The 15,098-nt window shown below is 52.1% G+C and carries 8 protein-coding genes; 2 read left to right on the top strand and 6 right to left on the bottom strand.

Annotated features, from left to right (window positions below; genetic code table 11):
• Positions 1-113: 113 nt before the first annotated feature.
• The 3 genes from EKM97_RS05110 to EKM97_RS05120 form a co-directional block, all read right to left on the bottom strand.
• A complete protein-coding gene (locus EKM97_RS05110) occupies positions 114-2,762 on the bottom strand; it encodes an ABC transporter permease (protein WP_164507441.1) in 2,649 nt (882 codons plus the stop codon).
• Positions 2,763-2,770: 8 nt separating this feature from the next.
• The gene (locus EKM97_RS05115) at positions 2,771-3,472 is read right to left on the bottom strand and encodes an ABC transporter ATP-binding protein (RefSeq protein ID WP_125571210.1); all 702 of its coding nucleotides are present in this window, start codon (positions 3,470-3,472) and stop codon (positions 2,771-2,773) included.
• 134 nt (positions 3,473-3,606) lie between these two features.
• The gene (locus EKM97_RS05120; RefSeq protein WP_125571211.1) at positions 3,607-4,500 is read right to left on the bottom strand and encodes a TMEM175 family protein; all 894 of its coding nucleotides are present in this window, start codon (positions 4,498-4,500) and stop codon (positions 3,607-3,609) included.
• Between the two features lie 106 nt (positions 4,501-4,606).
• On the opposite strand from EKM97_RS05120, the gene EKM97_RS11930 reads away from it, so the two are divergent.
• Positions 4,607-4,768 (top strand): hypothetical protein, encoded by a 162-nt coding sequence (locus tag EKM97_RS11930; protein ID WP_164507442.1) that lies wholly within the window; start codon positions 4,607-4,609, stop codon positions 4,766-4,768.
• A 123-nt stretch (positions 4,769-4,891) separates the two neighbouring features.
• On the opposite strand, the gene EKM97_RS05125 is transcribed toward EKM97_RS11930, so the two are convergent.
• Positions 4,892-5,119, bottom strand: a complete 228-nt coding sequence (locus EKM97_RS05125; RefSeq protein ID WP_125571212.1) for a cold-shock protein — start codon at positions 5,117-5,119, stop codon at positions 4,892-4,894.
• Between the two features lie 350 nt (positions 5,120-5,469).
• Here EKM97_RS05125 and EKM97_RS05130 point away from each other — a divergent pair, with 350 nt between their 5' ends.
• On the top strand, positions 5,470-6,054 hold the full coding sequence (locus EKM97_RS05130) for a uracil-DNA glycosylase family protein (protein ID WP_125571213.1): 585 nt from the start codon (positions 5,470-5,472) through the stop codon (positions 6,052-6,054).
• Between the two features lie 51 nt (positions 6,055-6,105).
• Here the strand turns inward: EKM97_RS05130 and EKM97_RS05135 are convergent, their stop codons facing one another.
• Both EKM97_RS05135 and EKM97_RS05140 read right to left on the bottom strand, forming a co-directional pair.
• Positions 6,106-11,886 carry a mucin-binding protein gene (locus EKM97_RS05135; RefSeq protein WP_125571214.1) on the bottom strand — a complete coding sequence of 1,927 codons (5,781 nt, stop codon included), beginning with the start codon at positions 11,884-11,886 and terminating at the stop codon, positions 6,106-6,108.
• Between the two features lie 407 nt (positions 11,887-12,293).
• Positions 12,294-15,062 carry a cation-translocating P-type ATPase gene (locus EKM97_RS05140; protein ID WP_449814794.1) on the bottom strand — a complete coding sequence of 923 codons (2,769 nt, stop codon included), beginning with the start codon at positions 15,060-15,062 and terminating at the stop codon, positions 12,294-12,296.
• Positions 15,063-15,098 lie beyond the last annotated feature (36 nt).

The following is a 15,098-nucleotide window of genomic DNA, read 5'->3' on the forward strand; positions in this document are numbered from 1 at the left end:
CTATCTCTAAATACATTATAACGCCGTCGGGTGCAAAACGGACGAGATATTTAGAAATATTTCTAAACTCGGGCGTCAAAAAAAGCAGGCCTCAGCCTGCTTTTTGGATCGACTTATTCACGTGCCGCCAATGCTTCCAGCATGTCGACATTCTTCAGTCGCCGGTGCGTCACCAGCATGACGATGGCTGTAAAGCCAAGCGTTAGTACCGCTGCAGCGACATAGCCGGGCCAATGAATGATGAACGGGAAAACGATGCTCTCGCTCGCCGCTTGGTTCAGAATGTACTGTGTGAGTACCCGCCCAACGCCAAAACTGCACAAGATGCCCACCAGCGTCAGCAGGATGTTCTCGCGCACAATGTACATTGTGACTTCGCCATCATAGAAGCCGAGCACCTTAATGGTAGACAGCTCGCGCATCCGCTCGGACACGTTAATGTTGGTGAGGTTGTAGATGACAACGAAACTCAACATCCCTGACAGCACAATCAGAATCAGCACAACCGCGTTCATGCTCTTGCCCATGTCGCCAACCATGTCGACAGAGCTGCTGGTGTAAGTTGTGTTCACCGCGCCACCATCTTTGAGCAAGTGTTGTGCTAAACTACGCTGCGCCGGTTTACTCATGTTGCTGGTTTTGACCAGCAGGCTGTTGGCCTTGGTCGTACCCCAGGCCTTGTCGTACGCGGGCTTTGACATGTAGGCGTAATGACCGGTGTAGTTGGTGACCACACCAACGACCCGCACTTGCCGCTTCACGCCGGCCGCACTGGTGACGGTCACCTCATCGCCCCAGTGAATGCCCAGCACATCCGCGGCCTTCATGCTCAAAATCAAGCCCTTTTGCGGCAGCTTGAGCACCTCACTGCTCCCGCGCGCCTGCAGGTGCACGTACTTGGCAAAATTCTTGCTGGACTGCGGCGCCACCACGCTCACGTTGTTAACGGTCTTGCCCTTGCGGCTGATTTTGCCCACATCGTAAACAACCGGTGTGGATTGCTGATAATGCTTATCTGCCTTCAGCACGCCGCGGGCCTTGCTTAAAGAATCATCATCACTGAGACGCACCACTGCCTGGTAGCGGGCAACCCCGTTGTTACCAAATTGTGCATTCGTGGTGCCGAGAATGGAATCGCGAATCCCAAAACCGGTGAGAATAAGGCCCGCCCCACCGGCGATGCCAATGATGGTCAGAAACATCCGTGACTTAAAGCGGAACAGGTTGCGGAGGCTAACTTTCTGATTAAAGGACAGGTGCCGCCAGAAGCCCTGCATGCGTTCAAGTAGAATCTTCTTCCCGTTTTTCGGGGCTTTCGGCAACATGAGTTCGGCCGGTTTCACCCGCAACTCGCTCGGCGCAACAATCAGCACCGCACCAATGGTTGCGGCGAGTGCCAACGCCGTCGCAATCGCGATGTCACCCCACTGCGGAATCAGCACTTGGCTGGTGAAAATATTTGCCTGACTAATCACAAGCACAAAGCGCGTCAGACCCTCAATCCCAATCACAGCGCCAAAGACGGTGCCAATGACGGCAGCCAGTAATGCGTACAGAAAGTAATTGCGCGCAATCGCCCCGCGCGAGAAGCCCAGTGCCTTCATTGTTCCCAGCTGCACTCGATCTTCAGAAATCATCCGGCTAACCGTCGTGAAGGTAATGAGAGCCGCAATCAGGAAGAAGAACACGGGGAACACATCCCCAATGGCCGCAATCCGGTCCGCAGAGTCGCCGTAATCACTAAAACCAACCAGGTCGCCGCGGCGATCATAACTGTAAGTCACCTTGGCAAGCTCGCTCAGTTTGGCTTTGGCAGTCGCAATTTGTTTGCGCCCAGCGGCAAGCTTTTGCTCCTGTGCGCTGATTTGGGCGTTGGTCGTGACTGCCCCACCACTAGCAGCGCTTAACTGTGCTTTTGCCGCAGCCAACTGTTTTTGAGCAGCGTCAAGCTTCGCCGCCTGTCGGTTCAGCGGTTTGCTGGCCGTCGCAACTAGTTCCGTGCCGCGAGCCTTGCTGCGCCCGCGAAGGGCTTGCTTAACTGCCCGCATTTTGCGGCTGACCGCCTGCTTGTAGGTGCTTGTGTAACTATCACCAGCCGGACGGACCTTTAGGCGCAAATCAATGCTACTGTATGCAGTTGCCGTCAGGTTGGCCTGCGGCGCATAAGCGAAGTAAGCCACGGTGCCGCTACCGATATTGGCATTACCACGGTCGTAATTATTGTTAATGTAGCGCGGGGAGTCGGCGAAACCAACAATCTTGTAGCTGCGGCGCCGCAGCCCCTCACTCGTCTTCAGCTGAAAACGTCCCCCCAACCTGTACTTTCCGTACTCCTTGGCGCGCTCGTCCAGCACAATCTCGTTCTTGCTCCGCGGCAAACGACCACTGCGCATAATCAGCCGGTCGAGGCCGGTATTATTGCGGTAGCCGTACACCTGGACGACAGATTCATCGCTACGAGCGAGGGCAAAAGTACTCTTGCTGGGACTGACCGTCACGCCGGACACTTTTTGCAGGCGCTGCAGGTCCGTCTTGGTCAAGCCGCCCGTACTCGTCACTTCAATATCATGCAGCCGCGCACTCGTCAGGGTTTGCTCGGCACTGTCGCGGTAACCCGGGCCGATGCCCTTCACCCCGACAAAAATCATCACACCGAGCATGATGATGAGTGTAATCGCGATGAAGCGGCCGCGACTTTCGCCAATCATCCGCCACAGCATTTTGTTTAGTATCTGCGGCTGGTTTACTTTTTTACTCTGCATACGCCCGCCTACCATTCCAGTTGCGTTAGTGGCAGTGGCTGCGCGTTGTCGACCACGTCGCGCACCCGCGCGTCATTAATATGAATGACGCGGTCTGCAATCTTGGCGATTTCGGCGTTGTGGGTAATGATGACCACCGTTGCGCCGCGTTCCCGGCATGCCTTCACCAGTAGTTCAAGCACCGCTTTACCGGTTTCGTAATCCAAAGCGCCGGTCGGTTCATCGCAGAGTAACAGTTTCGGAATCTTGGCCAGAGCCCGCGCGATGGCGACACGTTGCTGCTCACCACCACTCAGCTGCGCTGGAAAATTGTCTAGACGACTGCCAAGGCCAACCGCCCGCAACGTCTCTTCGGGATCAAGCGCGTCTGGGGTCAGCGCCGTTGCCATTTCGACATTTTCCAAGGTCGTCAGGTTAGGAATCAGGTTGTAAAACTGGAACACAAACCCGACGTCGGTGCGCCGGTAGCCCGTCAGCTGGCGTTCACTAAACTTGGCAATGTCGGTGCCGTCCACCAGGATTGAACCACTCGTCGGCGTGTCCATGCCGCCCAAGATATTCAGAACTGTCGATTTGCCGGCACCACTGGGTCCCAAAATGACGGTCAGTTGCCCTTTCTCGACGTCAAAACTGAGGTCATTATTCGCAATAATCTCCGTTTCACCCATCTGATATTTTTTGAACTCGTTGCGGACTTCGATGTACGCCATCTTCATACCTCCGTTATGTACCGTTTAGTCTAATTATAGGCTGGGGGGGAAAACGTGCACAAACGAAAATGGGCGACAGTTGCATTAAAAAAGCGCGTCAGCAGCGTAACTGCGCGACGCACTTCTTGAGCTATTTAATTGCGATGACTAGCGTGACGGTCATTCGCGATGGCATCCGCGTTGCGGCCACCGCCCCACACGCCATTACCATAGCGCGTGTTTGCTTGCCGTTTGCGTTCTTCCCACTGCTGCAGCATTTCTGGCGTCACACCGTAGCGCTGCAACTTCTGCGCCAGTTGGTCGCGCTGCTGCTGGTACTGCGTCTCTGTTTGGCCAGGGCGGCGGGTTTGCCGGCCATACGACCGCAACAAATTCAGATAATCCCGCTTATCGCGGGCGTTTAATTCGACATACTGCTTGCGATCATCCTGGGACATACTGCCAACGTCGTTCAGCTTCTCCTCATCGGTAGCACTGGCGAAGAAGGACCGGACGGTGATGACGATGAACAAAATCATGGCAACCCGCGGGAAAAAGTACGCAAGCACGATGTTGGCCAGGATTAATCCGCCCATCTCCAGGTTGGAATCACCATAGATTGCTTGGTAGAGTCGCTTCCGATCATCATGGCTGCTAAAGCGACTGTTGACGATTTGGCGAATTACTCCCGACTGCACAAAAGTCACGAGGAGGTAAACACCGCCATAGAGCATCACGGCGTAGTTGTCCTCAACACTCGCCATAATTTTGGTGACTTCCGGAATCAAACTCAGCACAAACATCAGGATTAAATCCCAGATGACGAGGTTGCGGCTGACCTTCTCAATCTGGCCAAACGCGACCGCGTGCTGATACCAAATATTCGAAACAAAACAGAAACTCACCGCATAAACCCCGACTGACTTAGCCAGGGACAGGTAATTAATATTGCTACCAGTAATATCAACAGGTAATGCCAATACCATAATTGTCAGAATAATCGCAATAATGGCATCGACGAAGGTGTCCAAGCGTTGCTTCAAATACATAATGCGCCTCTTTTTCTTCTTTGCCGCTAGAATAGCAGATGCGTCGCCGCTTTGCACGTGAATGCGTTATACTTATTGGCATACAACGTTTTGAGGGGGATTTTCCGTGAACCAAATCAGAATCAACCAAATCATTCTCGCCGTAATGGTGCTTGTCATCGGTATCTTCTTTCTCCACTTGATTCCCTTGCTGGCCAAAATTATCATTGCGGCCGCCGCTGTTGCCGTTGTTTACGAAGTGTGGCAGCTGTTCAATCACAAATCATAATGCGCGCGTGCGCTTAAAATAAAGCAGCCCGATCAAAACCACTGCTGGTTTCAATCGGGCTATCTTTTTAGCGGGCGATTGTTAGGAGCGCACTTGCCCGTTACTTGTTTACTAAAAATGTCTCTATGCGTTAGCAAGTAAAACGCGACTTGCCCGCCAGCCGCAATCCTGTTCCAAGAACTCGTGCGTGCTGCGCATCATCTCAAAGTGGACTCGCTGTCCGGCCTGCGGGTAGCGCAGAGCCTTGTCACGAACTGCAGAGTAAGGCATGAAAACATCCGCCCCATCCGCACTCGTAATCATTCCGAAACCGCGATCCAGGTTAAACCACTTAATAATCCCATCAGCCATCAGTCAAATCCTTCTTTCGTTAGATTTAACCTAAACTTCCCCGTACCGCCGGCATTTGCTACGGTACATGTATCAAGAACGTGTCTTCTTCCCCAAGAAGTAATTAATACTATCCATAAGATATTAATATAGACATTTCAATTTCCGTTCTTTACAATCTATTTATACCATGGTTTTACAGTATTAATCAAGTAGTTTTTCGTTATCAATCATTTTTATAAACACGTGTCGTCGCTGTCTAGACCAGACGGCATCGCCAAAAATATTGCTAAACATAATGCTTATCTTACGAATCATTATTACTTATATGTTAATATTCGCTGCATTTGGCACCCAACCCGGAGGCACTCATGAATCGCGAAGACCAAATTTTTGAGCAAATTAAGCAAGATCCGCAGAACACAGCGTTCACAAGCGCTGGCATCGAACCGCTTTACCACGTGACGCCGGAAGCGACCATCATGATTATCAGCCAGGCCCCGAGTCGCAAGGCGCAAGAATCGATGGTGTTCTGGAACGACCCGAGTGGCAACCGTCTGCGCGACTGGATGGGCATTGATAAGGACACTTTCTATAACTCGGGCAAAATCGCCGTGATGCCCATTGATTTCTATTATTCAGGTAAGGGGCTGCATGGCGACCTGCCGCCGCGCAAGGGCTTTGCGGAGAAGTGGCATGCCCCGCTACTGGCCACGATGCCCAAGTTGCAGCTAAAACTCCTCATCGGCCAGTACGCCATCAACTATTACCTGGGCAAGAATCGGGAACGAACACTCACCGAAACGGTCCGCCATTACGAGAACTACCTGCCTGAGTTCTTCCCACTCGTGCACCCTTCGCCGCTAAACTATGGGTGGCTGAAAAAGAACGACTGGTTCGCCGCCGACGTACTGCCGGTACTGCAAACCAAGGTGCAACAAGCACTCAAATCCTAACAACACAAAAAGTCGTGCGAGATTGTTCGCACGACTTTTTGTATCTAGAGACTAATCTTCCTTGTGCTTACTCTTGAACGCCAATGCGCTTATTCCGCTCAGTGCCAGCCCCAAAAGGCCAAGGACGGACAGCTTGTTGCCAGCTGCATCCCCCGTTTGGGGAAGCACCTTAGCAGTTGCATTCACCCCGCCGGTAATAGGCAGCTCATGATTGCCAACTGCCACGCTGCGGCTCAGCGGTGCCTGGCTGGAAGTAGCCACCGCTTGGCTAGTTGTTTGCCCACCAGTAGCAGGTAATTGTTGCTGCTTATTAGTCGAGCCGGCAGTATTTACCATGTTGCCACCTGGCGTCGTTGCAACATGGCTACCACCACTTGTACTGCCGTCAGTAGCTGGCAGCGTTGTGGCAGTGCCCCCCGCTTCAGAGTTAGGTGCCGTTGTGTCGGTATTACCACCGATTGTGTTGCCACCCGCATCTGGCGTAGTACCCGTGTCGCCAGAATTGTGGCTACCACCATTGTCCGGCGTGGTACTTGGCTGGTTGACATGCACGTACAGCACGTTGACAGTCACATCAGTATCCGCGTCCGTCACTAGCTGTGCAGCAACGTTGCCGCTTGCGGTCGTGTAATCATCAATCGTCTTCGCTGCAACGGCAGTCAAAACACCAGTGGTCCAACTACCTTGCTGCGTCCCGACATCGCTTCGTTTCAAAGTGACCCGTTGCACGACCGGATCCGCAAGCTGATTGCCAGCCGCGTCCACAAAATTGATTGTGCGCGTCACAGTTTTACTAAAATCACGGATACCTGCACCGACCTGCGGTGCGTAATATGTGATTGTCACGACGCTATTTTGACTATCAGCCGTCACCGCTGCCACTCCAACCGACTTTTGCCCGGCGACAAGTCCGTTCACTCGTGGTGCGTCAACTGCCGCAAAGTTAGCGGCGCTCCATGTGCCGTCGTTACGTTTGTTGATTGTGACTGTTTGCGGCGTGCTTGCTGCGACTTCCTTGCCGTTTATGTCCACGTACTGAATCGTGCGGGTGACAGTCTTGCGGTAATCATGAATGCCCGCATCAAGCGCAATATTCTGATATTGAACGATAACTGTGGTATCTGCCGAATCAGTTGTTACTGCCGCTGCCGCAACTGTCTGCTGCAACGGCACCATGCCAGCGACGCGCGGCGAGCTCACTGCAATCCAGCTAGCCGTACTCCATGGACCCGCGTTGCGTTGGCTGACGCTCGCGGTCTGAATTACGCTCGGTGCAACCTCCGCGCCCGTGGCATCCACAAACTTGATTGTGCGGGTGAAGGTCTTGCTGTAATCGTGAATACCCCCGCCAAGCTGGGCGTCTTGGTATGTCACGACGACAGTGCTATCTGTACTGTCTGGCGTTACAGCAGCTCCCGCCACGGCCTTCACCGTCGTTGTTTTGCCGCTAAGAGCTGGTGAGTTGACCGCGTCAAATTTTGCCGCGCTCCATTCACCGTTGTTGCGCTTTGTGAGCGTTACCGTCTGCACGACATCATCGGCCACTTTGCTTCCGTTCGCATCCACATACTTGATGGTTCTGGTGACAGTTTTACTGTAATCATGAATGCCACTGTCAAGCTGTGGTGTGTAGTAAATCACGTTCACAACGCTATCAGTCGTCTTCTCGGTAGCAACAACGTCAGGAACATTAGTTAGCGTTGGCAGCATGCCAGCAATCTGCGGTGATGGCACCTCGGCAAAATGTTCGCTTGGCCAACTACCGTCATTGTTTTGAGTGATTTTAACCGTTTGTACCTTAGATTCCGCCACAGTCTGGCCAGCAACATCCACGTAGTTAATGGTCCGCGTTAGGTCACGGGTCGCCACGTACTCAAAGGTATAGCTTCCACTATCCGCTGCAAAGTTTATCTGGTGACTCGAAGCTTCCCCACTCTTCAAAATATAACCGCTAATGGGCAGCGCATCAATATTCTGGTTGCCGTCGTATGCCATGCTCAGTTGGTTAGCGGCATGAATCGCGTTTCCCTGCACGTCGACATAATGAACCGTGTAGACCACATCCTGCGGTGTATAGGTGAAAGTCACTTCTTGATATTTCTGGGAGATAGACACGTTGATTGTGGACTTTTGGGGTGTGTAACCCGTGATAACTGGCGCTGTCAGCGGGTAAGTTGACCCTTGGAATACACTCGTCAACGTTTTATCTGGAAGCAGGGTCACGCCACTCGTAGACTTGTAGTGCACCGTCAATTGCGCAGACTGAGGCAGGAAGTAAAGGCCAACAACCTGAACTTGCGCGTTCGTGACCGTATAGCTGTGCGCATTGGCACTGTTCGCCGTGTAACCTGGTAGCTCAGTATAAGCAACACTCGTTAGATCAATGACATCGCCAAGTTTGCCAGTCACTGTCGACTTTTTGATTTGGGCACCCGTAGCCTGATTGTAGTACACAACCGTGACGTTGAGCGCTATCTTGTCATACGTGAAGTACACATCCTGCGTTGCAGCATCAGTAACTGTATAAACCTGACTACTCTGAGTTGGAACGTACCCAGTAACGGTCGCCGGTACGAGCGTTAAGTTTGTTCCTGCATCCTCTGCGTACGTAACCGGCATACTTAGCTCATTTTGATCAGCATCAACGTAGTGTACCGTAATTTGTCGTTGCGCTTCCGCCACGCGCGTCTGCAATTGAACGGTGTTGCCACCAATAATTTGACCCTCGTCATCAACATAGGTGAAACTACGTGCATTCGCGGTTGCCGCTTCAGTACCGTAATCAGCAACTTCAATTGGCAAAACAACCTGCTTTAACTCACCGGCAGCCAGTGTTGGTGCAGTAATCAAGATGCTCTGCACGCTCTCCCAACTCCCAATCTGTTCTGCAGAGACGAAGGCACTCTTTTGCGCTGCAGTTAGTGCAATACCATCTGTCCCCTCAATTTTGCTAGTACTGTAAGTGATGGTCATGTCTGTCGGCGCCGTAACAGCACCTTGCAAATTCAGTGAATATGCATCGCCTGCAGCTTTCTTTGGCAACGTAATCAAGCTTGTGTAGTTTGTGACCGGGCTCTGTGTACCATTACCCACGTAATCCCGAATAGTCCCTGTTAGTGCGCCAGTTGTTGGGTAGAAATTCGCCACCCCGTTTGTTCCACTGACGTACTCGGTATCAGTATCCCCCTTAATAGCCTGATGGATTGTGAAAGTTGTTGGCACCATGAGTGGGAAATTCGTCGTGTCAAAGCTATTAAAGTCAGTCGACACGTAAGCTTGGGTAAATCCAGCAGCAGCCAATTGGTTCGCAATTAATTCATAACCAGCACTGCGGATTTTATCAATCGACCAAATTTTTCCTTGCCAGCTTGCTTCGTCAATCTGGTTATTATTAACACCGATGAAAGCCGGGGATTCATCCTCGTTCGGCATGGAAATTGTATCTGCAGCTGTCACGTCAGAATTTAGAGTAACGAGTACTGGTACCTTCGTGAAAATATTTTGCGTTGTGTAATTGGGGTTTTTCGATGGTTGCACACTGGTTCCAGCTGGCAGCACAATCCGCGCGTAACTAACGCCATTATCAGTTATCTGGGAAATATTGTTGTAGTTGCCCACGCTGACTAGGGTCGCATTATTAGGAAGCGGCACGTATACAGCAGTTGTCCCATCTAGGTAGGGATAAGTTGTAACACCACTATAATCATCGAAAAGGTAAATGTAGTAGGTGAACTCGCCGTCTTGACCATCGTTCTCACTTGTCAGTTTATCACCCGGTTGAAACGCGACGATTGAGTTATCGTATGACTGCAAATGCGGATTGCTACCCGTGTAGATGGTATGTTCACTCGTCATTTGCACCGTGTAGTTGCTAATATCATATGCCTGCCCATCAACAGAGTAACTCACCGGAATCACGGTAGTCACAAGGCCGTCGGGCACACTATTGGTCGTCAAAATTGGGGCAAGATTGGTTGTGCCAAAAGAACTGTTCAACAAATTCGTCACAATTACTCTGTAGCTAGCAATAGGAGTGTTGACCGTCGGCACCCACACAATGTCGCCATTTGTATCTCTAACCAAATTGGCAGTGTCGACAGTTTCCAAAACCTCGCCGTCAGCATCCAATGCGCTGAGTGTGGCGGTTTCACCAAGCAGGTTCGCTTTGGCCGCCAACCTGAACTTTAGTCCAGTACTACTAGTCCCAGTAGGCACCCCAATATTAATAATCGCTTTATCAACGTGATCGGCAGCTGCACTCAGATTCAGCGTCCCCTGGTTGACGTTAAACACATTAACGTCACTCGGAGTCACATAAACAATGGCACTTTGACTTACCCATCCTTTCAAGGCTTCGGTAGTTGGCGCCACAGTTACCGTGAACTTGTTGCCCTGAGCAGTGTAATCGCCATAAATGGTGTTCATGTCAATGCTTGTATTAGCAGAACCACTCACACTGCCGCTACCCGACGTTAACGTCCCAACCATGTACATTTCGGTAACAATTGTCTGCCCTGCAGTGTATGCGTCCAGATTTGCGTTGAAAATGACGTCTGCACCTGCACTAGCTTGGCTAACTGTCCACGCTTCCGGCACGCTCAACACACTCTGGTTGTATTCCGCAGTCATATTTTGATTCAGGACGTATCCTGCGGGCACAGGTACCACAACCTGAAGTGACTTGTAATCACTCGCCAAGGTCGGTGCGTTACTCAAATAACTCGGATTAGCTTCCACGGCTGAAGCAAAATTACTGTTGAGGGCAACATTTATTTGATTAGAGTCACCAACAGAATAATCATACGCCGTAACTCGAACATACGCTTTGATAGCACTCTTTGCATACCGCGCCGTCATTGCCAAATTGGCTAGCTGCTTGCCATTAACAGCCACGGTCAAATCACCCGTGTACGTTCCCGTGGCCATGTTGACGCTGGCCAAGTATAGCTGAAGCCCCGCATTTAACGCGCTACTCGTCACGGTGTAGCTCAAAGTCTGACCAGTAGCGTCCAGATTTTTAGTCATCCCATCAACATTCGGAGCAGAACTGATGGTCTTGAAATTCGGCGTGGTAATCGTCAACACGTCATTTTGCTGCAGATTTGTCACCGACAAGTTAACTTTGTGCATGGCGGGAGTACCACTAACTGGTTTGCCGTCAGTGTAACTGTCGCTGACACTACTACTGGTGCCATCAAAATTCGCCCCCACTTGCACAGTTGGTGTTGTTAGCGTGCGTGCCACGGCGTCAACGCGTTTGCGTGTCTGCAGACTGGTTGCGGTTTCTGTACTGACGTGCACATCGGTTGTCTGTGCCGACTTCGCCGTGGTCGTTGAACTTGGCGCAGCCGGGGTACTTTTCACTGTCGAGGCCTGCGATGGGGTGTTCGCTTCAACCGACGCGTTGGTGTTGGCTTCCTCTGGTGTTGCATCTGCCGCCTTCGCCACTGCGTTGTCCGCGCTCGTCGAATTGTTGGTGTCTGTGGCGCCAGTACTTGCCGATTGATTGGTCTGCGTTGCACTGTCGCTCGCCACATTCGAACTCACAACTGCTTTGGTAGCATCTCCTGCACTATTAGTGTCAGTCTTAGTCTGCGCATCTGGCGCCGCGGAGTTCGACGGCTTAGTTTCCGTGGCAGCATTAGTTTGTGTCGTATCGACTGTTGCCGTGTCTGGCTGATCAGTCGTTGCCGCGTGGACTTCATTGCCGGTCGCAAAACCAACACCAGAAATCGTGAGCAGGGTAATACCCGCAACTAACCAGCCGTGCTTTGATTTGTACATTTTGAAGTGCGTCTTCGTTTGCCGCACCGTTTTGCGTCCCGTATTCATAAGCAATTCTCCTCATATGTGGTGATTCCGCTAAGTATTTAAGTTCTAATACTATCCACCTTTAGTTTAAGATTTTGAACACTTCAACGGGCATCAGTATGCTTAAGCTGTGGGTTCGGATTGGTGCACCGTAATAACTTAATTATGGTCATTTCTATAACTGTCAGGTTAGGTCTACGAATCATCAAAAATGCACATGCGCATGCCACAAAACTTTTCGGCCAAAATGGTGTGATTCAGCCATCGTCAGCAACCAGCATCAGTAACATATACTCGCTAAGGTTGCTGTCAGAGCGGGAATTACGAAGAAACGGAGGTATTAAATAGCACCTATGCTTTGCTTAAGATTAATCAGTGCACACAAAAAGGCCGTGCTCTCGCACGGCCCTTTTTAACATATTCACGTTTTAAATCGCTGGCTTATTACTACTCCGGCGCACAACCCACTTCCGGAATTCTTCAATCAGGAAGACAGGGATTGGAATGCAGATCAGGAACAGCCATTCAGCCCAGCCAAGAGGGCCAGTCTGGAAGACGCCCTGAAGCACTGGCGCGTGCATCAGCGCAACCAGAATCAGCACTTCGACAATAATCCCGGTGTTAATCTTCCAGTTGCGGAACAGACCCAGGCTAAATACAGAGGCCCGGTTAGTCCGGCAGTTCATGACGTTGGCAATCTGGCAGAACACAACGGCCGCGAGGGTCATCGTGGTTGCTTCGATGTAGATACTGCCACTGCTTGCCAGGGCGACATTTGGCCACCCGTGCATATGATTGACAAAGAAGTAACCGGCGGTCGAAATGGCACCGCCCATCAGGCCGTACCAGGCAAAGGCCCGCCAGAGGACGTTCTTCGTCAGCAAGTGCGCCTTCCGCGACCGTGGCGCTTCGCTCATAATCCCGGGTTCAGCACGTTCAGCACCTAGCCCCAAAGCTGGCAACATGTCGGTCCCCAGGTCGATAGTCAGAATCTGCATAACGGTCAGTGGCAGTGGGATCAAACCACGGCTCAGCAGGAAGAGAATGGATGGTACGGCTTCACCAACGTTGGAGTTCAAGATGTAGGTCAAGAACTTCTGAATGTTGTTGTAAACCGTCCGCCCCTCTTCGATAGCGGCAACGATGGAAGCAAAGTTGTCGTCGGTCAGAATCATGTCGGCGGCATCCTTGGCAACGTCAGTACCGGTGACACCCATGGCGACCCCGATATCAGCCTTCTTCAGAGCTGGCGCGTCGTTCACACCGTCACCGGTGGAGGCCACGATTTCGCCCATGTCCTGCAAGGTGGACACAATCTTGTACTTCTGTTCGGGCGCAACACGGGCAAAAATCAGTTCGTCCTTGAAGGCGGCCTTGAGGTCGTCTTCACTCATGTCGGCCAATTCCATCCCGGTGATAACGCGCGCCTTGTTGCTAGACACAATCCCGATCTGGGCGGCCACGTTACTTGCGACCACTGGGCTGTCCCCAGTGACCATGATGATGCGGATGGAAGCTTCGTGACACTTGCGCACGGCCTCAAAAATTTCGGGACGGGCTGGGTCTGCCATGGCGGCCTGCCCAATCAGCGTCAGGTTAATTTCAACGTTCTTAATGTTCCAGTCGTTCAAGTCGTCAGGCACCTGGTCAGCGGGCACGTCGCGGTAGGCAACGGCAAGCGTCCGCAGACCAGCCTTCGCGTAGTCGTGTTCAGCACGGCCGGCGCGTTCGATATCGTTGTCGACCAGTGGCCGGACGCCATCCTTATCGAGGATGGTGTCACACTGAGTCAGCATGTCGCCCAATGACCCCTTCACACAGATACGGGCACTACCATCAGGCAACTTGTTGATGGTGGTCATTCGCTTCCGGTCGGAATCAAAAGTCAGTTCCTTAAGCCGGGGCATCTGCTTGCCAAGTTCATCGGCGTCCATACCGGCCTTTTCGGCCATAATAATCATGGCGGCTTCGGTTGGCGTTCCGAGTAGCTTCGGCTTGCCATCATCGCCCTGCTGGACACGAGTGTCGTTATCCAGTGCGGAGATTTCTAGAAGCAGTTTCAGTTCTGGCTGCAGGCTCAGATCCACCTTGCGGCCACGGAACTTGATTTCACCATTAGCAACAAAGCCATTCCCGGTAACACCAAATTCGCGGAACGGCAACCAGATGTGGTTCACCGTCATCGCATTTTGCGTCAGGGTCCCGGTTTTATCAGAACAGATGACCGTGGTTTCACCAAGTGTTTCCACGGAGTTCAGTTCCTTCACCAGCGCGTGCTTCTTGGCCATCCGCTGCACCCCTTGGGCCAGCGACAGCGTTACAGTTGGCAGCAAACCTTCTGGAATGAAGGCCACAATCATCCCCAAAGCAAAGATAAAGGCTTTGGCAACGGGGTAGTGCACGATTGTTACCGCGAGGACGAAGAACAGAATCCCAATCCCGATGGCAATCATCGACAGCTGCTGGGTCAAACGGTTCAGTTCAATCTGCAGTGGCCCGTCGGCACTTTCTTGGTTCTGAGTGAGCTTGGCGATTTTACCAAACTCACTGTCCATCCCCGTGCTAATGGCCACGGCCAGTCCGGTCCCGGCACCAACAGTGGTCCCGGCGTAAATCAGGTTGGCTTCAGCAAACTGCCCCTCGCCGGGGTCGTACTTGACGCTCTTGCTTTCAGGCACGGATTCCCCAGTCAGCGCGGACTGGTCGACCTGCATCGAGCTGGCTTCCAGCAGCAGCGCGTCGGCAGAGATACTGTCCCCAGCCTGAAGCGCAAAAATATCCCCAGGCACCAGTTCGGTAGTATCAATCTGGACCAGCTTACCTTCACGCCGAACGTGCACGTAAGTCGGCAGCATCTTCATCAGGGAATCGGTCGCCTTCTGGGCGGCAAATTCCTGCCAGTAACTAAAGACCCCGTTAATGAGGTTCACACACCAGATGGCAATCCCGAGTTCCGGCATCCCCGCCACAATGGCGATGATCCCGCCGACCCACAGCAGAATTGCCATGAGGCTAGTAAAGTTCTTGAGAAATGCCAGTAACTGCGACTTCTTCTTGCCCTTCTGAATTTCATTAGGACCGAATTTCTCCAGCCGTGCTTTTGCCTCAGCGGCGGTCAGGCCATCATTACTGGTCTGAAGGTCGTCGAGAACCGCGTCGTGGCTCAGCTTAGCGAGCTCCTGCGGCGTTTTTGCCAACTTTCCCATACGATTTCACCCTCAAATTTTCCAGTC

This window comes from Lacticaseibacillus songhuajiangensis, assembly GCF_003946025.1.
In the GTDB taxonomy this organism is placed as follows: Bacteria; Bacillota; Bacilli; order Lactobacillales; family Lactobacillaceae; genus Lacticaseibacillus; species Lacticaseibacillus songhuajiangensis.

Excerpts from the sequence above, each read along its gene's own strand:
- EKM97_RS05110 (WP_164507441.1), bottom strand. The coding sequence starts at position 2,762 with ATGCAGAGTAAAAAAGTAAACCAGCCGCAGATACTAAACAAAATGCTG.
- EKM97_RS05135 (WP_125571214.1), bottom strand. The coding sequence starts at position 11,886 with ATGAATACGGGACGCAAAACGGTGCGGCAAACGAAGACGCACTTCAAA.
- EKM97_RS05125 (WP_125571212.1), bottom strand. The coding sequence starts at position 5,119 with ATGGCTGATGGGATTATTAAGTGGTTTAACCTGGATCGCGGTTTCGGA.
- EKM97_RS05115 (WP_125571210.1), bottom strand. The coding sequence starts at position 3,472 with ATGGCGTACATCGAAGTCCGCAACGAGTTCAAAAAATATCAGATGGGT.
- EKM97_RS05120 (WP_125571211.1), bottom strand. The coding sequence starts at position 4,500 with ATGTATTTGAAGCAACGCTTGGACACCTTCGTCGATGCCATTATTGCG.
- EKM97_RS05130 (WP_125571213.1), top strand. The coding sequence starts at position 5,470 with ATGAATCGCGAAGACCAAATTTTTGAGCAAATTAAGCAAGATCCGCAG.